Consider the following 20,285-nt stretch of genomic DNA (forward strand, 5'->3'; position numbering starts at 1 on the left):
TGGTTCGCGGTAGAACCTACGACCCGCCGGGAAGTCCGGACACTGGCCGGGCACGATCCGCACGGGGGCTCCACGGAAACACCCCGGCGCCGGAGGGACGGCTCCGGGGCCGGGGTGTCGCGAGGAACGAGAGCGGACGGGCGCCCGCGGGCGCGCGCCGTCGGCCGGGGCCCGTAGCCAGGGCCCCTGACCGGGGCGCGGCCGTGACCGGGCGCGGCCGTTACTGGGTCGCGCCGTCCTCCTGGGCCCGGTTGGCCTCCAGCTTCGCCTTGGCCCCGTCGACCTTGGTGACGAGCTGCGCGGACATCTCGTCACGCTGCTTGCGGAGCAGGACCAGGCTGAGCGGCGCCGAGATCACCAGGGCGAGCAGCAGCACCCAGATGAAGTTGGAGTCACCGAGCCCCTTCGGCAGCGCGCCGACCTGGACCAGGCCGGCGACGACGACGAAACAGCCGGCGAAGATGCCGAGGCGCATCGCGGTGTACCGGATCGTGGCGCTTGTCTTCGCAGCGGTCACAGCGGGCCTTCTCTCTTCCTGGGTCCTGGTTCCTGCCGGGCAGGTCCTGCCCGACCAGTCAAGCACGTCCCGTTCAGTACTGATTCAGGGGGAGCAGCATGACGATGTCGTCACGGTCGTCACCTGGGGCGACCCTGATCGCGTCGGGCACGCGGCCCACCTCCTTGTAGCCGCACGAGGCGTAGAACCGGTCGACGCCCGTGCCGCCCCGGCAGGTGAGCCGGATGGCCTCGATGCCCTCGATACCGCGCGCGGCCTCGGCCGCGGCGGCCATGAGATCGCGGCCGTACCCCTTGCCCTGGTGCCGGGGATGGATCATCACGGTGTAGAGCCAGAGCCAGTGCCGCATCAGCCGGTGGGTGTTGAGCGTGAGGAACACCGTCGCGGCGACGGTGCCCTCCTCGTCGTACCCGACCAGCAGCCGGCAGCGGCCGTCCGCCATCGCCGCGAGATGCTTGACCAGCTCGGGCCGTATGTCGTCGGCCGTCACCGGCGGGACGAACCCCACGGCGCCGTCGGCGTTCGAGACATCCGTCCAGAGCGCGAGAACGCCGTCGCGCAGGGCGCGGTCCACCGGCGGGTCCAGCGTGAACACGAGTGCCATCGCGCGCTCTCAGACCCGCATCGGCTGCGGGGACTCGCGGCGGTCGGAATCCGGCCCCGGGTACTCGCGGATGATCTCGTAACGGGTGTTCCGCTCGACGGGCCGGAAGCCCGCGTCGCGGATGAGGTCGAGCAGATCCTCACGGCTGAGCTTGTTGGGCGTGCCGTAGTTGTCCGCGTCGTGCGTGATCTTGTACTCGACGACCGAGCCGTCCATGTCGTCCGCGCCGTGCTGGAGGGCGAGTTGCGCGGTCTGGACGCCGTGCATCACCCAGAAGACCTTGACGTGCGGCACGTTGTCGAAGAGCAGCCGGGAGACCGCGAAGGTCTTCAGCGCCTCCGCGCCGGTGGCCATCGTCGTACGGGCCTGAAGGCGGTTGCGTACCTTTCCGTCCTTCATGTCCACGAAGTCGTGCTGGTAGCGCAGCGGGATGAAGACCTGGAAACCGCCGGTCTCGTCCTGGAGTTCACGCAGCCGCAGGACATGGTCCACCCGGTGGCGCGGCTCCTCGATATGCCCGTACAGCATCGTCGCGGGGGTCTTGAGCCCCTTGGAGTGCGCGAGCCGGTGGATGCGCGACCAGTCCTCCCAGTGGGTGTTGTGGTCGACGATGTGCTGCCGGACCTCCCAGTCGAAGATCTCGGCGCCGCCGCCGGTCAGCGATTCGAGCCCGGCGTCGATCAGTTCGTCGAGGATCTCGGAGGCCGACAGCCCCGAGATCGTCTCGAAGTGGTGGATCTCGGTGGCGGTGAACGCCTTGAGGGAGACCTGCGGAAGGGCCTCCTTCAGGGCGCTGAGCGAGCGCGGGTAGTAGCGCCACGGCAGCGTGGGGTGCAGGCCGTTGACGATGTGCAGCTCGGTGAGGCTCTCGCCCTCCATCGCCTTGGCGAGCCGGACGGCCTCCTCGATGCGCATCGTGTACGCGTCCTTCTCGCCCGGCTTGCGCTGGAACGAGCAGTACGCGCAGGAGGCGGTGCACACGTTCGTCATATTGAGATGACGGTTGACGTTGAAGTGGACGACATCGCCGTTCTTGCGCGTCCGCACCTCGTGGGCGAGACCGCCGAGCCAGGCCAGGTCGTCCGTCTCGTACAGGGCGATGCCGTCCTCGCGGGTCAGTCTCTCCCCGGCCCTGACCTTCTCCTCCAGCTCGCGCTTGAGACCCACATCTTGGACAGATGCAGTCATCAGGCCGCCTCCCATACGTCTACCAATCGGGCCAGTCGAGCCTACGCCCCCGGTCGGACAGCGCCGACGCGGCCCTCCGTCCTGCCGTCCCGCCCGGCCGTACCCGCCTGTCCGTCCCCGCCCGGCCGTCCCCGCCTGTCCGGCCTTTCCCGTCCGTCCGCCGAGCCCGGTCACTCCTCGGGCAGTTCGCCCACCCTGTTCTCCCACTTCGTGGAGAGGACGATGGTGGTGCGCGTCCGGGAGACGCCCTTCGTGCCGCTCAGCCGACGGATCGTCTTCTCCAGTCCGTCCACGTCCCCGGCCCGCACCTTGAGCATGTACGAGTCGTCGCCGGCGATGAACCAGCAGTCCTCGATCTCCCCCAGATCGCGCAGCCGACGGGCCACGTCCTCGTGGTCGGCGGCGTCGGAGAGCGAGATCCCGATCAGCGCCGTGACGCCGAGACCGAGCGAGGCCGAGTCGACCGTGGCGCGGTAGCCGGTGATGACGCCGGCCGCTTCGAGCCGGTTGATGCGGTCGGTGACGCTCGGCCCGGAGAGCCCCACGAGACGGCCCAGTTCGGCGTACGAAGCCCTGCCGTTCTCCCTGAGGGCCTGGATGAGCTGCCTATCCACGGCGTCCATATACCTGAAGCCTTCCATTGTTCAGCGATCTCGCAAACTTACATGTAGAATCTAAGGCACGCAGGGGTGAAGCCCTGCGAATCTTTCAAACGATCAAGCAATCAACGACGAACGTTCGATCTTTCGGACCTCGCCGACCTCTCAGACTTCGCCGACCTCTCAGACTTCCAGGAGTGAGTTTCACCGTGTACACGATCGAGATGGCCTACGCCCAGATGCGTTCGCTCCAGGAGCAGGCCAACCGCTCGCGTGCCCGCCAGGTACTCGCCGCGCGCCGGCGCGAGCGGGCGCCTCACGCGTCGCGCCGCGCCGTTCCCGCGGGTGTGTCCGACGAGTCGGGCCGCCGCTGACGGTCACCTCGTCGGCGGCCCCGCACGGCACCGGGCCGGCCGGCCGGGCCCCGGGCGGCCACGCCCTCAGTCCCCGCGGGAGCCGCCGAGCTCTCCCTCCCAACGGCGGTACAGCCGGTGCGGCACCCCCGCCGCGTCCAGGACCCGCCCGGCGACGAAGTCCACCAGATCCTGGATGTGGGTCGCCCCCGCGTAGAACGCCGGAGAGGCGGGCAGCACCACGGCGCCCGCCTCGTCCAGCGTCACCAGATGCCGGAGCGTCTGACCGTTCAGCGGTGTCTCCCGCACGGCGACGACCAGCTTCCTGCCCTCCTTGAGGGTCACGCTCGCCGCGCGCTGGAGCAGATCCTTCGACAGCCCGAGCGCCACCCCGGCCACACACGCCGTCGACGCCGGCACGATCAGCATCCCCTGGACGGGGTACGAGCCGGAGGACGGCCCCGCCGCCAGATCCCCGGCGCCCCAGTGCCGTACGTCGTCGAGATCCAGGGCCTCCGGGCCGAAGCGGTCGGGCTTGCCGTCCGCGCCCCTCGCCAGCCAGGACCGCAGATCGTCCCGCCAGTGCGCGTCCCTGAAGGCGATCCCGGTCTCGTCGAGCAGGGTCAGCCGTGACGCGCGCGACACCACCAGGTCCACGCTCTCCCCGGCCGCCAGCAGCGCGCGCAGCACGGCCGCGGCGTACGGCGTGCCGGACGCGCCGGAGACACCGACGACCCAGGGGCGCCGGGGCCGGTCCCGGAGCCGGGAGCGGTCGGGGTCCGGCCGCCGCTCCTGGTGCTCCCCGCGTACGTGATCTTCCCGGTGCTCCCGGTCTGCGTGCGGTCCTGGCTTCACGGATCCGAGCCTATCCGGCACGCTCCGCCGGGAACCGGGTCAGGTGTCCCGTCCGTTCCCGAGGTGACGGCAAGGGAACCGAGGGGGGTCGCCATGACCGGCACCGGAATGGAGTGGCCCCGCGGGGGGCGGGCCAAGGCAGCGGCCAAGCTGATGGTGGGCTGGGTGGCGCTGCTGTGGCTGCTCGAAGGGGTGGACGTGGCCACGGCCCACTCCCTCGACGGCTACGGCATCGTGCCGCGCGAGCCGTCCGAGCTGGCCGATGTCGTCCCGGCCTCGTTCATCCACTTCGGCTTCGCCCATGTCGCGGCCAACAGCGTTCCGCTGCTGGTCTTCGGCTTCCTGGCCGCCCTCGGCGGTATCCGCCGCTTCCTCGCCGTCTGCGCCGTGATCATCGTGGCCGACGGCCTCGGCGTCTGGCTGATCTCCCCCGCGCACACCAACACGGCGGGCGCTTCCGGTCTGATCTTCGGACTCTTCGGTTATCTGCTGGTCCGCGGCTTCGTGGAGCGCAGACCGATGGGCATCCTCGTCGGCCTGGTGATCGGCGCGATATGGGGCAGCTCGATCCTGCTCGGCGTCTCCCCCGCCAGTACGACCGTGAGCTGGCAGGGCCATCTGATCGGCCTGACAGCGGGCGTCGCGGCGGCGTTCCTGTTCCGCCGCCCGGCGCCCCGTACCGCCGTCACCCCGTGAGTCCGCGCACCAGCAGATCGAGCAGCGCGCAGACGAACAGGGCGATCCCGATGAAGCCGTTGACCGTGAAGAACGCGCGGTTGAGCCGTGACAGATCGTGCGGCTTCACGATGGTGTGCTCGTAGAGGAAGGCCGCCACCACGATCACCAGCCCGGTCCAGAAGAACACCCCGGCGTCCGTGGCCAGCGCGTACCAGACCAGCAGTACGGTCGTGACGGCATGGCAGGCGCGCGCCCCGTACAGCGCCCCGGGGATACCGAAGCGGGCCGGCACGGACATCACCCCCTGCGCGCGGTCCGCCTGGACGTCCTGGCAGGCGAAGATCAGATCGAAACCGCCGATCCAGATCCCGACCGCCAGCCCCAGGATCACCGCGTCCCACGACCAGGCCCCGGTGATCGCGATCCAGGCCCCCACCGGGCCCATGGCCTGGGCGACGCCGAGGATGGCGTGCGGGAAGTTGGTGAACCTCTTCCCGTACGGATAGACCACCATCGGGATCACGGCGATCGGCGCGAGGGCGAGACAGAGCGGGTTCAGCGCGGCCGCGGCGGCGAGGAAGACCACGACGGCGACCAGCGCGCCCGTCCACGCCGAGCGCACGGACACCGCGCCCGTCACCAACTCCCGTCCCGCGGTGCGCGGATTGCGCGCGTCGATCTCCCGGTCGATGATCCGGTTGCACGCCATCGCGAAGGTACGCAGACCCACCATCGCGATCGTGACCAGCAGCAGCCGACCCCAGTGGATGTTCCCGTCGAGCTGGAACATCGCGGTCAGGGCCGCGATATACGCGAACGGCAGCGCGAAGACCGAGTGTTCGATCATCACCAGCCGCAGGAACGCCCGGGTCCTGCTGCTGGGCTGTGCCGGTTCGGGCCCGAGGACCTCCGCTGCGCTCACAGGCCGTACTCCCTCCACCGGCGGTCGACCTTCGCCGCCGTCTCCGGGTCGGACTCGACCATCTCGGGCCAGCCGCCGTCCCGCGTGTACCCCTCCTCGGGGAGTTTCCTCGTCGCGTCGATCCCCGCCTTGCCGCCCCAGAACTGCTGGTAGGAGGAGTGGTCGAGATGGTCGACCGGCCCCTCCACGACGGTGAGGTCGCGCGCGTAGTCGGTGTTGCCCAGCGCCCGCCAGGACACCTCGTGCAGATCGTGGACATCGCAGTCGGCGTCGACGACCACGATCAGCTTGGTCAGCGACATCATGTGCGCCCCCCAGATCGCGTGCATCACCTTCTGCGCGTGCTTCGGGTACTTCTTGTCGATCGAGACGATCGCACAGTTGTGGAAACCGCCCGACTCGGGCAGGTGGTAGTCCACGATGTCCGGGACGATGATCTTCAGCAGCGGCAGGAAGAACCGTTCCGTCGCCCGTCCCAGCGGTCCGTCCTCGGTCGGCGGCCGGCCCACGACGATCGACTGGAGCAGCGGGCGCTTGCGCATCGTCACACAGTCGATGGTGAGCGCCGGGAACGGCTCCTGCGGGGTGTAGAAGCCCGTGTGGTCGCCGAAGGGGCCCTCGGGAAGGGTCTTCCCCGGCTCCAGCCAACCCTCGATGACGACTTCGGCGTTGGCCGGGACCTGGAGCGGCACGGTCTTGCAGTCGACCATCTCGATCCGCCGGCCCTGGACGAAGCCCGCGAAGAGATACTCGTCGATGTCCCCCGGCAGCGGCGCGGTGGAGGCGTAGGTCACGGCGGGCGGGCAGCCGAAGGCGATCGCGACGGGCAGCCGTTCCCCGCGCCGGGCGGCCACCTGGTAGTGGTTGCGGCTGTCCTTGTGGATCTGCCAGTGCATACCGATGGTGCGCCGGTCATGGCGCTGGAGCCGGTAGAGCCCGAGATTGCGGACACCGGTCTCCGGGTGCCTGGTGTGCGTCAGACCGAGGTTGAAGAAGGACCCGCCGTCCCGCGGCCAGGTGAAGAGCGCGGGGAGTTGGCCGAGGTCCACGTCCTCTCCCGTCAGGACGACTTCCTGGACGGGCGCGTCCTTGACCTTCTTCGGCGGCACATGGGTCATCGCGCCGAGCTTGCCGAAGGCCTCGCGCACCCCCATGAAGCCCTGCGGCAGCTCCGGTTTGAGCAGCCCGCCGATCTTCTCGCTGATCTCGCCGTACGAGGTGAGGCCCAGCGCCTTCAGCAGCCGGCGGTCCGTGCCGTACACATTCATGGCCAGCGGCATCGAGGAGCCCCGGACGTTCTCGAAGAGCAGCGCGGGACCACCGGACTTGTTCACCCGGTCGACAATCTCCCCGACCTCCAGATACGGGTCGACTTCGGCCTTGATGCGCTTGAGGTCGCCCTCGCGCTCCAGCGCCCGGAGCAGCGAGCGAAGATCGTCGTAAGCCATGCGTCCCAGTATCGGCCACCCGGTACCCTGGGCCGGTCACCGGGGCCGTCGCACGGCCCCCAACCGTTTCCGGGGAGACCGCCCAACCATGCTCAGGTATCTGCCGTTCCTGCTGGTCCTGGCGCTGTGGATCTACGCCTTCATCGACTGCCTGAACACCCCCGAGGAAGAGGTCAAGGGCCTGCCCAAGGTGGTGTGGGTCATCATCATCCTGCTCTTCGGCGAGGTGCTGGTCGGTCCGGTCGCGTGGCTGGTGGTGGGCAAGGTACGGCGCGCCCCGGGCGGTGGCGCGACGCCGGGCGAGCGCCGCCGCGACCCGCGCGGGACATGGACGGCCCCCGACGACAACCCCGCGTTCCTGGCCTCCTTGAAGCAGGGGAACTCCAAGGACGAGGCGCTGCTCAAGGACTGGGAAGAGGATCTGCGCCGCCGCGAGGAGGAGATCAAGCGCCGGGAGCAGGGCGGCGCCGCGGACGACACGCCGCCGAAGTCCTGAGCCGGACGGCATGGGAACGGAACCGGGACCGGCGCCGACACCTGGGGACGCCCCGGAACGGCAGTGGCTACGGCAGTGGCTGGCGACCGCCGTCGCCGAGGCACGGGCCGGGCTGGCGGAAGGCGGGATCCCGATCGGGGCGGCGCTGTACGGCGCGGACGGGACCCTGCTCGGCCGGGGCCGCAACCGCCGTGTCCAGGACGGTGATCCGTCCCTGCACGCCGAGACGGCCGCCTTCCGCGCGGCGGGGCGGCAGCGCTCGTACCGGGGCACGACGATGGTGACGACGCTCTCCCCGTGCTGGTACTGCTCCGGGCTGGTACGGCAGTTCGGGATCTCGCGGGTGGTGATCGGCGAGGCGGAGACGTTCCACGGCGGTCATGACTGGCTGGCGGAGCACGGCGTGGAGATCGTGCTGCTCGACGACGCCGTGTGCGCGGCGATGATGCGCGCGTTCGTCGCGGAACGTCCTGAGCTGTGGAACGAGGACATCGGCCACGGCTGACGGGCCGGAAGGCGAAGGGCCGGAAGACCGGAGGGCCGAAGGCGCACGACGCGCCGCGCCTGCTGACGCACGCTCCCCCGCACGAGGACCTCGTACGAAGGCCGGGCACGAAGATCTCCTACGAAGACCTCGCACGAAGACGCCCCACGCGGAGTCGGTTCCGCGTGGGGCGTCCGCCGTGCGTCAGACGCCCGCGTACGAGTGCTTGCCGGTGACGAAGATGTTGACGCCGTAGTAGTTGAACAGCCAGCAGCCGAAGGCGATCAGCGCCAGATAGGCGGCCTTGCGGCCCTTCCATCCCGCGGTGGCGCGGGCGTGCAGATAACAGGCGTACGCGACCCAGGTGATGAAGGACCAGACCTCCTTGGGGTCCCAGCCCCAGTAGCGGCCCCAGGCGTCGCCCGCCCAGATCGCGCCCGCGATGATCGTGAAGGTCCAGAGCGGGAAGACGGCGGCGTTGACGCGGTACGCGAACTTGTCGAGCGTCGCGGAGGCGGGCAGCCGCTCCATCACGGAGGTGGCGAACGAGCCGGGCGTCAGACCGGCCGCGAGCTTGCTCTCGTACCGCTCACGGAAGAGATAGAGCAGCGTGGCGACCGCGCCGACGTAGAAGACCGCGCCGCAGAAGATCGCCGTGGAGACATGGATCCACAGCCAGTACGAGTGCAGGGCGGGAACCAACTGGTCGCTGTCGGTGTACAGGACGGTGACGGCGAGGCCGAGATCGAGCAGGACCGTGGTGATGAGCGGCAGGCCGATCCAGCGGACGTTCTTCCGCAGCGCGAGGAACGCGAGATACACACCCACGACGACGGTGGAGAAGGTGATGTTGAACTCGTACATGTTGCCCCACGGCGCCCGCTGCACGGACAGCGCGCGGGCGATCACGCCGGCGGCCTCGACGGCCCAGGCGAGGACGGTGAGGGACACGGCGATCCGGCCGTACAGATCGCCCCGCGCGTCACCGCCGTGTGCTCCGGGGCCGTCGGGGATGTCACGGGCGCCGGACGCGGAGCGAGTGATGATCTTCGGCCGATCCAGGACGGCCGTCGCGCCGCCCTTCCCCGTGACCTGGACCTTCACGGAGCCCGCCGCGGACTCCCGGGCGTCACCGGTCAGCGCGGCGGCGGTGCGGGCCACCCTGCTGCGGCTGCCGAACAGCCACTCGGCGATATACGCGAAGAAGGCCAGCGTGTAGACGGCCATGGCGGAGTAGATCAGCACATTGCTGGTCTGTGCCAGGCTTTCATTGGTTGCTGCGGCGGCGAGATTCACTTCTCAGCCCCTTCGACAGTCTGCTCTGCGGAATCGTCCGCGGGATCAGGCGCGCTGGGCGCCTCTGAATGGAGGGTGCCGGCCAGATCGGCCAGTTCCTCGGGGAGCTTGGCGGACTCGCTGCGGCCGAGTCCCGCCATCTCGACGACGGTGACGCCGTCGGCGCCGCGTACGGCCCGGACCCAGATCCGGCGCCGCTGGATGAAGAGGGAGCCCGCCAGTCCCGCGATGGCGGCGACGGCCCCGGCGAGGGCCCAGGAGTCACCGGGCTGCTCGGAGATCTGGAAGCTCGCCCACTCCTTGACCTCCTTCTCGAAGGTGATCGAGCCGGCGCCGTCCGGCAGGGTGAGCCGCTCGCCCGGGAGCAGGGTCTTCTTCAGGAGAGCGCCCTTGGAGTCCTTGAAGGCCGTCAGCTTCCTGGTGTCGAGCTGGTACACGTTCTGCGGCAGCCCCGCGTCGACCCCGAGACTGCCGTGGTACGCGCCGACATTGAGCACCGGGAAGTCGAGCGCGGGGAACCGGGAGAACATCTGCCCCGAGCCCTTCCCGCCGTAGGTCGGGACGAAGAAGGCGGCGAAGCCCAGTTGGTCCTTCTTGCCGTTCTTGTCCCGGTATCCATCCATCACCTTGATGGCGCCGGTGGACGAGACGTTGTTGTCGATGGGCAGCAGCGGGACCGCGCCGTTGAAGACGACCTGGTCCCGGCCGTCCCTGACGGTGACGACGGGGGCGTACCCGTGGGCGTTCAGATAGACCTTCGAGCCGTCGAGTTCGAGGGGCTTGTTGACCTCGATGACGGCCTTCTTCTCCCGGCCGCCCGCACCCGTGGTGTACCGGACCTCGGCCTTGTAGGTCCGGGGGGTGCCGAGCTGGGGCCCGCTGCGCTCGTACGTTCCGGTGAAGTCGTCCAGGGTGAAGCTGAACGGTTCCAGCTCATCGGTGTCGAAGAGGGAGCCGGACTTGAAGTCGTCGTACTGGGTGAGGGTGTTGGAGAAGCCGTCGCCCTCGACGACCAGCTTGCCCCCCTCCGACTTGAAGAGCTGCCCGGTGGCGAAGGCGGTCAGCAGCACGATCAGCGCGATGTGGAAGAGGAGGTTGCCGGCCTCGCGGAGATAGCCCTTCTCGGCGGCGACCGCGTCACCGGCGGTATGGGCGCGGAAGCGGTGCTTCTTGAGGATCGAGAGCGCGGCCTCGCGGGCGGCCTCGGGGGTGGCGGTGGTGCGCCAGGTCGTGTACGCGGGCAGCCGGGTGAGCCGCTTGGGCGCGCCCGGCGGACGGGAGCGGAGCTGGCCCACGAACTGCCAGGTGCGCGGGACGATACAGCCGATCAGCGAGATGAACAGCAGGATGTAGATCGCGGAGAACCACACCGAGCTGTAGACCTGGAAGAGCTGGAGCCTGTCGTAGACCGGGGCCAGCGTCTCGTGCCGGTCCCGGAAGTCCTGCACCTTCAGTTCGTCCACGCTGGTCTGCGGGATCAGCGAGCCGGGGATGGAGCCGAGGGAGAGGAGGAAGAGCAGGATCAGCGCGACCCGCATGGAGGTGAGCTGCCGCCAGAACCAGCGCAGCCAGCCGATGACCCCGAGCGTGGGACCGCCGATGACGGACTCCTCGCGGGGCGCGGTGGAGAGCTGGGAGCCCGCGGCGCCGAGCTCGCGCGCGTCCCGTGCCTCGGAGGCCGCGGCGCCGGCCGCGCCGGTGTCGGCGCCGCCCTCGGCCGCCGCGTCCGTGCTGTCCGCCGTTGTGCCGGTGCTCATGGAAGCCTTGCTCAAGGAAGCCTTGCTCATGGAACTAGATCCCCACCGTGAAACCGTCGGACCAGCCCTGCATCTCCTGCACGATGCTGTCCCACGCACCGGTCAGCAGCAGCAGACCGGTGGCGATCATCATCGCGCCGCCGATCCGCGTCACCCAGACGTAATGCCGCTTGACCCAGCCGAACGCGCCCAGCGCCTTGCGGAACGCCACCGCCGCGAGCACGAACGGGGCGCCGAGACCGAGGCAGTACGCGACGGTCAGTATGGCCCCCCGGCCGGCGCTCGCCTCGGTGAACGCCAGGGCGTTGACGGAGGAGATGGTCGGACCGAGGCAGGGCGTCCAGCCGATCCCGAAGAGCGCGCCCAGGAGAGGAGCGCCCGCGAGGCCGGTCACCGGACGCCGGTGGAAGCGGAACTCCCGCTGGGTGAGCCAGGGCATCAGCCCCAGGAAGAACACGCCCATCAGGACCATCAGCACACCGAGCACCTTGGAGAGGATCTCCCGGTGCCCCTGGAGCGTCGAGCCGAAGTAGCCGAAGAGCGCGCCGCCCGAGACGAAGACCGCCGTGAAGCCGACCACGAACAGCGTGGCGCCGACGGCCATCCGGCCCCGTCTCGCGTCGGCCAGATCGGTGCCGCTGACACCGGTGACATACGAGAGATAGCCGGGCACGAGCGGCAGCACACAGGGCGAGAAGAAGGACACCAGACCGGCGAGCAGCGCGATCGGCAGCGCGATCAGCAGTGCTCCGCTGGAGATCGTCTCGTCCAGGCCGGCCGCCATGGTGAAAACCCGCACGGGATCACTTCTCCGCGATCAGCGGGTCGATCATCGTGCGCAGCTTCTCCTCGTTGAGCGCCATCAGCGAGCGGGCCGCGATCTTCCCGTTCCGGTCGAGCACGATGGTCGACGGGATCGCCTGCGGGTTGAGGCTGCCCTTGGGGAAGCCGTTGACGATCAGCTTGCCCATCGGGTCGTACAGGCTCGGGTAGGGGACCCCGTAGTCCTTCTCGAAGGCGAGCGCGGGGCCCTTGTTGGCATCGCGGGTGTTGATGCCGACGAACGCGACCCCCTGGGACTCGGTCTCCTCGGCGACCTTCACGAAGTGCTTGGCCTCCTGGCGGCAGGGCGGGCACCAGGAGCCCCAGACGTTCAGTACGACAATCTTGCCCTTGAGGTCCGCCACATCGAGCTGTCCACCGTCGAGGGTCTCGCCCGCGATCTTGTTGACGGGCCGCCGTTCGGCCACCGGGACGGTGGAGATACCGCCGGTGTTCGTCACGAAATTGGTGTCGCCGCCACCACCGGACTTGCCCCCGCCGCCGCACGCCGAGAGCGTCAGCGCCGCCGCCACGGCCACGGCCGGAAGGAGGGCGCGGAACCGGCGGGCGGAGCGGCGCGGAAGGGCTCGGCCTGAGTTCATGTGAAAAGTTTCGCATGGGCGTTTCGGGGATCTTGGGCACCCCCCTCGGTGCCCGTCGGGCCCCTTGTCAGGCCGGTTTGCCGGGCCTCTTGCCAGGCCGGTTTGCCGGGCCTCGTGTCAGGCCGGTCTGAGGAAGGCGTTCCAGCCGCCGGCCGGGGACTGTCCGGCCTCCAGCGTACGGAGCCTGGCGAGTACGGCCGGGTCCTGGACGTCGAGCCAGTCCGTGAACTGGCGGAAGGAGACCAGCCGTACGTCCTTCTTGCCCGCCATGCGCTTCAGGGCCTCTTCGACGGCGTCCATATAGATGCCGCCGTTCCACTGCTCGAAGTGGTTGCCGATGAAGAACGGGGCGCGGTTCGTCTCGTACGCCCGCCGGAAACCGCCGAGATAGGCGCCGGTGGCCTGTCGGCGCCAGCCCGCGTAGCGCGAGGTGGCGCCCCTGGTCGCGTTCCCGGACTGGTTGGCGAGCATGTTGTAGTCCATGGAGAGGACTTCGAAGGAATGGCCGGGGAACGGTACGGCCTGAAGCGGGAAATCCCAGATGCCGCGCGGCTTGTCCGGCCAGGTCTGGGTGCCGCCGGGGGAACTGGCGTCATAGCGCCAGCCCAGTTTCCTGGCGGTCGGCAGAAGCTTCTCCTGGCCGAGGAGACAGGGCGTACGGCCGCCGATGAGTTCCTTGCGGTAGTCGAAGGGCAGCGGGTCGAGATCGGTCCAGCCGGTGTTCGTACGCCACTGTGTGACGAAGGACACGGCCTGGTCGATCTCGCTGCGCCACTGCTCGGATGTCCAGCCGGCGACCGAGCCCGAGCCGCCGCAGAAGTGCCCGTTGAAGTGAGTGCCGATCTCATGCCCGGCCAGCCATGCCCGGCGGACATTGCCGAGCGTGTCCTTGATATGGGCATCGGTGAGATAGCCGATGTCGGAGGCGCCCACGGGATTGTTGGGCGGACGGTAGAGCGTCTTCTTCGACTCGGGCAGCAGATAGAGGCCGGAGAGGAAGAAGGTCATGGCCGCGCCGTGGTTCTCGGCGAGTTCGAGAAAGCGCGGGAAAAGGCCGTTGCCGACCTCACCCGCCCCGTCCCAGGAGAAGATCACGAACTGCGGCGGTGTCTCGCCGGGTTCGAGAGGAACCGGCGCGGGCGGCTGACGCGGCTGTTTTCCGGTGTCGGAGGTGGAACCGTCACCGATGAGCCGGACGTCCCTGCCGGTGGGACGGGCGCCGGGCGTCGGCTTGCCCCTCCCACCACCGCCTTTGCCGCCATCGGGACGGTGGGGCCCGCCCCCGGAACGGGCGGGGCCGGTGGGGCCGCAGCCCGCGGCGCCGATCGCGGCGGCGGCCCCCACACCGGCTCCGAGCAGACTCCTCCGGGTGATGTCCCGCATACAGATCCCATCCGCGCTCGTCCCGTCCGTACGCCGCTCATACAGGTCTTACAAGCGGCAACACATGAGAGGTCGTACCGAACGCGGAGGTTCCAGCACTTGTCATATCTTCACCGATGTAAAGATATGACACATATGACAGGGCGCTGGGGTTGATCGGCCAGGGCGGACAGCGCGGCGGCCAGGGCCTGCGCACCGGATGCCTACGCCCCGAAGGCCTTGGCGCCGCCCTTCACCGGCTTGGCACCGGCAAGGAGATGGGCGGGGACGAGATCACGGGCCGGCTCGGAGTAGGCGACGGCGACGATCTTGTCACCGTGGTACGTGAAGCTCGTCAGGGACGCGAGCGTGCACTGCCGCCGGCGCGGATCGTGCCAGAGCCTGCGCCGCTCGACGAAGCTCCGCACGATCCAGATCGGCAGTTGATGGCTGACGCAGACCGCCTCATGGCCGCGGGCCGCGTCCCGGGCGGTGTTCAGCGCGCCCATCATCCGTACGACCTGGTCGAGGTACGGCTCGCCCCAGGACGGCCGGAAGGGATTGGTCAGATACCGCCAGTTGCCGGGCCTGCGCAGGGCGCCGTCGCCGACCCCGAAGGACCTGCCCTCGAAGATGTTCGCCGCCTCGATCAGCCGGTCGTCGGTGTCGAGGGTCAGCCCATGGGTCTTGGCGACGGGCGCCGCGGTCTCCTGGGCGCGCTCCAGCGGCGAGGAGACGACATGGGTGATGTCCCGGTCCGCCAGATGGTCGCCGACCCGGTCGGCCATCCGTCGGCCCAGCTCGGAGAGGTGGTACCCGGGACGGCGGCCGTAGAGGACCCCGTCGGGGTTGTGGACTTCGCCGTGCCGCATGAGATGGACGACGGTCACTTCGTTCGGGGCGTTCATACGGCGTTCTCCGGCTTCTCCGGTTCGGTGGCTTCGGCGGCGGCGCGGGCGGCGGCCGGGAGTGCGGCGGCGATCCGCTCGATCGCGCGCTCGTCGTGCGCGGTGGAGACGAACCACGACTCGAAGGACGACGGCGGCAGATAGACGCCGTCGGCGAGCAGGGAGTGGAAGAAGGGTGTGAAGCGGAAGGACTCCTGCTTCTTGGCGTCCTCGTAGTCGCGCACCTCGTCGGCCGTGAAGAAGACGGAGAACATGTTGCTCGCCGTCTGGACCCGGTGGGCGACCCCCTCCTTGTCGAGCGCCTCCGTCACCAGCCGCTGGATCCGGAGCGAGACCGCGTCGACCTTCTCGTACGCGGCGTCGTCCAGCAGCCGGAGCTGCGCGAGGCCCGCGGCGGTGGCGACCGGGTTCCCGGAGAGCGTGCCGGCCTGGTAGACGGGCCCGGCCGGGGCGAGCCGGCTCATGATCTCGGCCCGTCCGCCGAACGCGGCGGCCGGGAATCCGCCGCCCATCACCTTGCCGAAGGTCATCAGGTCGGGCGCGACGCCGTCGATGCCGTACCAGCCGGCCTTCGACGTACGGAACCCGGTCATGACCTCGTCGGAGATGTACAGCGCGCCGTCGGCGGCGCAGAGCTCCTTGAGCCCGGCGTTGAAGCCGTCGCGCGGCGGTACGACACCCATGTTGCCCGGGGACGCCTCGGTGATCACACAGGCGATCTCGCCGGGGTGCGCGGCGAAGGCCCGGCGCACGGCGTCAAGATCGTTGTACGGCAGGACGATGGTGTCCCCCGCCTGGGCGCCGGTCACACCGGGGGTGTCCGGCAGACCGAACGTGGCGACCCCGGAGCCCGCGGCGGCGAGCAGCGCGTCGACATGGCCGTGGTAGCAGCCGGCGAACTTCACGACCTTCGCGCGCCCGGTGAACCCGCGCGCGAGCCGGATCGCGGACATGGTCGCCTCGGTGCCGGACGACACCAGCCGTACCTGCTCGACGGGGGCGACCCGGGCCACGATCTCCTCGGCGAGCGCGACCTCGCCCTCGCCCGGCGTCCCGAAGGACGTACCGCGGGCGACCGCCGCCTGTACCGCTTCGATGACCTCCGGATGGGAATGTCCGAGAATCATCGGCCCCCAAGAACATACGAGGTCGACATATTCACGGCCGTCCGCATCGATGAGGTATGGACCGTTACCGGACACCATGAACCGGGGCGTACCGCCCACCGCTCGGAAGGCGCGTACGGGAGAGTTCACGCCGCCGGGCGTCACGAGGGCCGCGCGGTCGAAGAGCGTCTGCGAAACTGGGGCGTCATAGGGGAAGCTCACGCAATCCATGGTGTCAGAGCCTCGGACGTTCTTGCGGACCGGTGTTTCACCGCACGTTCGTGGGGGAGGTCACTGTCACGATGATCGGGTTGCGCGGCCGGGGCTGCGAGTGGTCGGGTGGAGATATGCATCGCGGTGGCGGACTGGGCGAGGGGACCGACGACCTGGGTCCCGAGCCTGCCCGGCGTGGGAAGCATCGACGCGGCGAACGCGAGGCGCGTGAGCAACCTCCGGGAAGCGAGCAACGTCCGGAGATCAGGAGTGGTGGCCGGGTGGGGGTGACCTACAAGTACTTCGGCGCGCCCGACGGAGCCACGGCCGCCCGTGTGCCCATCTCCATGCGCCCGGAGGAGCTGGGCGGCGACGAGCTGGGCATGGGCGGCATGTTCACCAAGATCAAGCCCGAGACGATAGCGGCGATGGTCCTCACGGGCATACAGGGCATGCCCCTGCACAAGGTCCCCCCGCTGGAACTGGTCGTCCTGCACCCGGACTACGCGGTGGTCAAACTCCCGATGACGGTCGTGGACCCGCTGCGCGGCATAGGAGAGGAATCGGTGGGCGCGGCAGCCTTCATCTGGTCCACGGTTCCGGACCGCGGCGGCCCGAGGGACGCCTACAACGTCTACCAACTGCTGCACGAATGGCAGGACTTCTCACATCGGCTGCACGAGGCAGGCCACCAGCCGTACTGCCTGGTCTGGCCCTGACCTGGGGTTTCACGGCGTGAGGGCGGGGCCTTCGGGCCCCGCCCTCGGTGACCGGGCGTTGGCTCAGTACGCCGGTTTGACCTTTCCTGCGGGGAGTTCGCCGCCGTCCTCCCGGGCCACCGTGCAGAGCACGTAACGGAAACCGTTCCCCCACTCCTCGTCCGTGGAGTACCAGCCGGTCATCTCGTGCCCCTGGCCGCGGGCCCAGTCGAGGCCGTACTTCTCCTGGCACAACTGGCCCATGTCGACGCTGTCCGTCGAGCCGTCGCCGGATGCCCACAGCCAGCCGACGGCCTGCTCACGGTGCGGCTTGCCGCAGTCGGCCAAGGTGAGGTCGTACGTGTCGCCCTCCCGCTTCTCGGAGTCGAAGCAGTCGCCCGGCGCGAGCGATGTCACGTTCACCTCGTCGCCCACCTTGCGGTACGCGCCCAGCGGGCCGCCGAGGGTGGCGTTCTCCAGGAAGAGCAGACAGGCCGACCGCGGTGGCTCGCTCTGCCCCGCCTCGGGCCGCAGGACGTACAGCACGGGGGCGGCCATGGTCGCGCGCACCTCCTCGGTGCGCCGGGTGCACTCGGCCCGTACGGACTCCGCCTCGTTCCGCCCCGCCGTGGGGGTGCCGTCGACGGCCGCGATCACCTGGCCCTCGGGGTCGTCGTGGCAGTCGACCAGTTTGATTCTGGGCAGCCCCTTGAACTGGCCGTCCTTCCAGTCGGCGTTGAGGCACTGCCCCGGCTGGGGTGCCTCCCGCAGACCGACCTCGCTGCCGTACGGGTAGACACCGCGCGTGACCGTCGGGGAGGGGGCGGCGATCGGTTCCCCCGGTTTCGGACTGTTCGGTGAGTCTCCCGGCCCGCCGAACACGGCGGCGCCCAGCGCGAAGCCACCGCCCGCCACGAGCACCGCGACCAGCGCCAGCAGCGCGGTGGTCCGCCAGCCGACCGCGCGAGGCAGGCCCTGCGGCTCACGCCGGCTCTCGGTGCCTTGTGCTGGGGGCGGCCGCCGCACACCCCCGGCGCCCGCCGGACCATGTCCCGGGCCGTCCGCCGAGGCGCCCTGCTCCGGTTCTCCGGAGGCACGCCCGGGTTGGACAGGGCGGCCCTGGCCGGCCGCGTCGGACGAGGTGCGCGCGGCGACCGCCCTCGCCACGGAAGGGGCCGGCCCTCCCTCGGCCGCGTGGAAGACCACGGCCTTCCTGGGCGCGTCGGAGGTCGCCGCGCTGTCGGGCGGGGCGGAGGCCCGGTCGTCGGGCCTCGACGCGCGTGACGAGGAACCCCCGTCCTCCGTCGCCAAGGCCTCGGCGAGCAGTTCGGCTGCCTCGTCCGCCCCTATCCGGTCCCTCGGGTCCTTGGCGAGCAGCCCCCTGATCACCTGACCGAGCCGCTCGCTCGCCTGCCGCGGCACGGGAGGGTCCGTCTTCGACATGGCGGAGATCACGGCGTCGTACGTGTCGCCGTCGGGTTCGGCGCCTTCGACGGCGAAATAGAGGGTGACGCCGAGCGAGAAGAGGTCGGAGGCCGGTGAGGCGTCACCGGTGAGCAGCCGTTCCGGCGCCACGTAGCCCACGGTGCCGACGACCATGCCGCTCTCGGTCAGTCTGGTCTCGTGGGTGCGCAGCGAGATGCCGTAGTCCGTGAGCAGGACCCGGCGGTCGGCGACCCCCAAGTGGTCGGGCGCGAGAAGGATGTTGGACGGCTTCACGTCCCGGTGGATGATGCCCAGCCGGTGTCCGCACGAGAGCCCGTCGAGGGCCGCCGCCCCGATACGGGCGACCTCAGCGCTGGGCAGCGGGCCGCGCTCCCGTACGACAGCGGACAGGTCCATGGTGCCCGGCAGGTACTCCATCACGATCCAGGGCCGGCCCTCGTGCTCCACCACGTCGTAGACCGTGACCACGTTCGGATGCTCACGCAACTGGGCGGCCTTGAGCGCCTCCTTGCGCCCCCGGGTGATGCGGTCACCGGACACCTCGTCCGGCATCTCCGCCACCGAGAACTGCTTGAGCGCCACCTGCGCCTGGAGCTCCTGGTCCTCCGCCAGCCAGACGCTGCCCCCGCCGCCGGAGCCCAGCCGCTGCCGCAATCGGTAACGTCCCGCGACGACCAGTTCCCGCTCGCCTGCCACCCGCGTCCTCCCACCCGTTCCCCCAGGGAATGTACGACCATCCACCCTGCTGACATGCCGGCCTGCGCACAACCCGTCCGGCTGGTAGTCGCGCACCACGGTCACCGCCGACCGGGCGGACTCATGATCGCAGTGCGGGACGGCCGGCCGGCCCGGGCCGCCGCTATCCGGGCGTGATCACTACGGTGACCGTCCGGTTCTTCGCCGCGCTCGCGTACGGCGCGTCGCGCTGGTCCGCGCTGGCGGTGGTGAACGCGGTGAGGGGCTTGCCGCTCGCGGCGCTGAGTTCACGGGCGGCGATGAGCGCGCGCCAGAGGGACAGGACGGAACCGCCGCTGCGCGGGGCCCCGGGGACGGTGGCGGCCTGGCCGTAGATCTCGATGCGCGCCTCCCGACCGGCCAGGTGCTCCCCGAGAACGGCGAGCCGTCCGGCGCCGGCCGGGGTCAGCCGGGCCCCCTCGGAGTAGAGCCCCTCCGTGAAGGCGATCTCCACGGAGCCCCCGTGGACCACCGGGCGCAGGCCCGGGGCGCGCAGCGCGCGGGCCAGCGCGTCGGCCGCCTCCGATCGGCGGGCCGTCTCGCGGTCCTGCTCCTGTGCCTGCTCCTGTGCCTGCTCCCGTGCCCGCTCCGCCCGGCGTTCGGCGTCGAGGCGCCCGGCGAGCCGTTGCACCTGCTCGGCCGACGAGGGACCCGGCCGCTCCGGCCGGCCGCCGACGCCGTCGACGAGGACCACCGTTCCGGCCGTGACGGCGGCCACCGCGCACACCGCGACGGCCAGTGCCGTACGGGCGCGGTGCCGGGTGAGCGCCGCCCGCGGGCCCCGGCGGCCGAGCCGCTCGATCCGCGCCAGCCCCGCCGCCGCCGACGGATCGTCCGGGTGCCGCTCCTGGACGCGCCGCCAGTACACCGCCGCCTCGGTCAGCTCGCCCCGCTGGGCGTGCACACGGGCCGCCAGGTCGAGTACGTCCCGGTGTCCGCCGGCCTCGGGGTCGCCGGCGCCGTTCAGCAGCCGCAGGGCACCGTCCAGGTCGCCGGAGCGCGCCACCGCGCGGGCGCACAGGACGAGCAGCCCGACCCGGTGCGAACTCCCGTCGGGGGCCGTGCCGTCGGACTCCGGCCGACTGCCGGACGCCGGACCGCCGGACGCCGCGCCGCCGGACGCCGTCCCGCTGTGTTCCGTACGGTCGGCCCCGCCGGTCGGGTTTCGGGAGTCCGGCACCCTCAGCTCCTCGTTC

21 protein-coding genes are annotated in these 20,285 nt (G+C 70.3%); 5 read left to right on the forward strand and 16 right to left on the reverse strand.

Going from position 1 to position 20,285, the window contains the following annotated elements; all coding sequences use genetic code 11:
- Window positions 1-220: 220 nt before the first annotated feature.
- The 4 genes from ACFYYH_RS12815 to ACFYYH_RS12830 form a co-directional block, all read right to left on the reverse strand.
- Window positions 221-517: a DUF4229 domain-containing protein gene (locus ACFYYH_RS12815; protein ID WP_388549516.1), complete on the reverse strand. Its 297-nt coding sequence runs from the start codon at window positions 515-517 to the stop codon at window positions 221-223.
- 73 nt (window positions 518-590) lie between these two features.
- Window positions 591-1,121: a GNAT family N-acetyltransferase gene (locus tag ACFYYH_RS12820; RefSeq protein ID WP_388549518.1), complete on the reverse strand. Its 531-nt coding sequence runs from the start codon at window positions 1,119-1,121 to the stop codon at window positions 591-593.
- Between the two features lie 9 nt (window positions 1,122-1,130).
- Complete coding sequence (mqnE, locus tag ACFYYH_RS12825; protein ID WP_388549520.1) at window positions 1,131-2,309, reverse strand: aminofutalosine synthase MqnE; 1,179 nt, start codon at window positions 2,307-2,309, stop codon at window positions 1,131-1,133.
- Between the two features lie 170 nt (window positions 2,310-2,479).
- Window positions 2,480-2,932 (reverse strand): Lrp/AsnC family transcriptional regulator, encoded by a 453-nt coding sequence (locus ACFYYH_RS12830; protein ID WP_388549523.1) that lies wholly within the window; start codon window positions 2,930-2,932, stop codon window positions 2,480-2,482.
- Window positions 2,933-3,105: 173 nt separating this feature from the next.
- Between ACFYYH_RS12830 and ACFYYH_RS12835 the strand changes: the two genes are divergently transcribed.
- Window positions 3,106-3,282, forward strand: coding sequence for a hypothetical protein (locus ACFYYH_RS12835; RefSeq protein ID WP_388549525.1), 177 nt, complete (start codon window positions 3,106-3,108; stop codon window positions 3,280-3,282).
- Between the two features lie 66 nt (window positions 3,283-3,348).
- On the opposite strand, the gene ACFYYH_RS12840 is transcribed toward ACFYYH_RS12835, so the two are convergent.
- On the reverse strand, window positions 3,349-3,951 hold the full coding sequence (locus ACFYYH_RS12840; RefSeq protein WP_388549706.1) for a UbiX family flavin prenyltransferase: 603 nt from the start codon (window positions 3,949-3,951) through the stop codon (window positions 3,349-3,351).
- Between the two features lie 258 nt (window positions 3,952-4,209).
- On the opposite strand from ACFYYH_RS12840, the gene ACFYYH_RS12845 reads away from it, so the two are divergent.
- Window positions 4,210-4,812, forward strand: coding sequence for a rhomboid family intramembrane serine protease (locus ACFYYH_RS12845; RefSeq protein WP_388549527.1), 603 nt, complete (start codon window positions 4,210-4,212; stop codon window positions 4,810-4,812).
- Here the strand turns inward: ACFYYH_RS12845 and mqnP are convergent.
- Both mqnP and ACFYYH_RS12855 read right to left on the reverse strand, forming a co-directional pair.
- A complete protein-coding gene (gene mqnP / locus ACFYYH_RS12850; protein ID WP_388549530.1) occupies window positions 4,802-5,716 on the reverse strand; it encodes a menaquinone biosynthesis prenyltransferase MqnP in 915 nt (304 codons plus the stop codon). The genes ACFYYH_RS12845 and mqnP overlap by 11 nt on opposite strands.
- Window positions 5,713-7,164: a menaquinone biosynthesis decarboxylase gene (locus ACFYYH_RS12855; RefSeq protein ID WP_388549533.1), complete on the reverse strand. Its 1,452-nt coding sequence runs from the start codon at window positions 7,162-7,164 to the stop codon at window positions 5,713-5,715. The genes mqnP and ACFYYH_RS12855 overlap by 4 nt, the downstream gene beginning before the upstream one ends.
- 88 nt (window positions 7,165-7,252) lie before the next feature.
- Here ACFYYH_RS12855 and ACFYYH_RS12860 point away from each other — a divergent pair, with 88 nt between their 5' ends.
- Window positions 7,253-7,660 (forward strand): PLD nuclease N-terminal domain-containing protein, encoded by a 408-nt coding sequence (locus ACFYYH_RS12860; protein WP_388549534.1) that lies wholly within the window; start codon window positions 7,253-7,255, stop codon window positions 7,658-7,660.
- Between the two features lie 10 nt (window positions 7,661-7,670).
- A complete protein-coding gene (locus ACFYYH_RS12865; RefSeq protein ID WP_388549537.1) occupies window positions 7,671-8,165 on the forward strand; it encodes a nucleoside deaminase in 495 nt (164 codons plus the stop codon).
- 183 nt (window positions 8,166-8,348) lie between these two features.
- On the opposite strand, the gene ccsB is transcribed toward ACFYYH_RS12865, so the two are convergent.
- The 7 genes from ccsB to hemL form a co-directional block, all read right to left on the reverse strand.
- On the reverse strand, window positions 8,349-9,440 hold the full coding sequence (gene ccsB / locus ACFYYH_RS12870; protein ID WP_388549539.1) for a c-type cytochrome biogenesis protein CcsB: 1,092 nt from the start codon (window positions 9,438-9,440) through the stop codon (window positions 8,349-8,351).
- Complete coding sequence (locus ACFYYH_RS12875; RefSeq protein WP_388549541.1) at window positions 9,437-11,197, reverse strand: cytochrome c biogenesis protein ResB; 1,761 nt, start codon at window positions 11,195-11,197, stop codon at window positions 9,437-9,439. Before ACFYYH_RS12875 ends, ccsB begins: the two co-directional genes overlap by 4 nt.
- Window positions 11,198-11,231: 34 nt before the next feature.
- Entirely contained in the window at window positions 11,232-11,981 is a 750-nt protein-coding gene (locus tag ACFYYH_RS12880) for a cytochrome c biogenesis CcdA family protein (RefSeq protein WP_388549709.1), read from the reverse strand.
- 19 nt (window positions 11,982-12,000) lie between these two features.
- Entirely contained in the window at window positions 12,001-12,621 is a 621-nt protein-coding gene (locus tag ACFYYH_RS12885; protein ID WP_388549544.1) for a TlpA family protein disulfide reductase, read from the reverse strand.
- Window positions 12,622-12,738: 117 nt separating this feature from the next.
- Window positions 12,739-14,004, reverse strand: coding sequence for a hypothetical protein (locus ACFYYH_RS12890; protein WP_388549545.1), 1,266 nt, complete (start codon window positions 14,002-14,004; stop codon window positions 12,739-12,741).
- Between the two features lie 203 nt (window positions 14,005-14,207).
- Window positions 14,208-14,891: a histidine phosphatase family protein gene (locus ACFYYH_RS12895; protein WP_388549548.1), complete on the reverse strand. Its 684-nt coding sequence runs from the start codon at window positions 14,889-14,891 to the stop codon at window positions 14,208-14,210.
- Window positions 14,888-16,228 (reverse strand): glutamate-1-semialdehyde 2,1-aminomutase, encoded by a 1,341-nt coding sequence (gene hemL / locus ACFYYH_RS12900; protein ID WP_388549550.1) that lies wholly within the window; start codon window positions 16,226-16,228, stop codon window positions 14,888-14,890. The genes ACFYYH_RS12895 and hemL overlap by 4 nt, the downstream gene beginning before the upstream one ends.
- A gap of 116 nt (window positions 16,229-16,344) precedes the next feature.
- Between hemL and ACFYYH_RS12905 the strand changes: the two genes are divergently transcribed.
- Window positions 16,345-16,929: a hypothetical protein gene (locus ACFYYH_RS12905; protein WP_388549552.1), complete on the forward strand. Its 585-nt coding sequence runs from the start codon at window positions 16,345-16,347 to the stop codon at window positions 16,927-16,929.
- A 63-nt stretch (window positions 16,930-16,992) separates the two neighbouring features.
- Here the strand turns inward: ACFYYH_RS12905 and ACFYYH_RS12910 are convergent, their stop codons facing one another.
- Together ACFYYH_RS12910 and ACFYYH_RS12915 are read right to left on the reverse strand one after the other, a co-directional pair.
- A complete protein-coding gene (locus tag ACFYYH_RS12910; RefSeq protein WP_388549554.1) occupies window positions 16,993-19,050 on the reverse strand; it encodes a protein kinase in 2,058 nt (685 codons plus the stop codon).
- Window positions 19,051-19,213: 163 nt separating this feature from the next.
- Window positions 19,214-20,269, reverse strand: coding sequence for a tetratricopeptide repeat protein (locus ACFYYH_RS12915; protein WP_388549557.1), 1,056 nt, complete (start codon window positions 20,267-20,269; stop codon window positions 19,214-19,216).
- Between the last annotated feature and the right edge of the window lie 16 nt (window positions 20,270-20,285).

The sequence above is a fragment of the Streptomyces sp. NPDC002018 genome, assembly GCF_042890865.1.
Classification (GTDB): Bacteria; Actinomycetota; Actinomycetes; order Streptomycetales; family Streptomycetaceae; genus Streptomyces.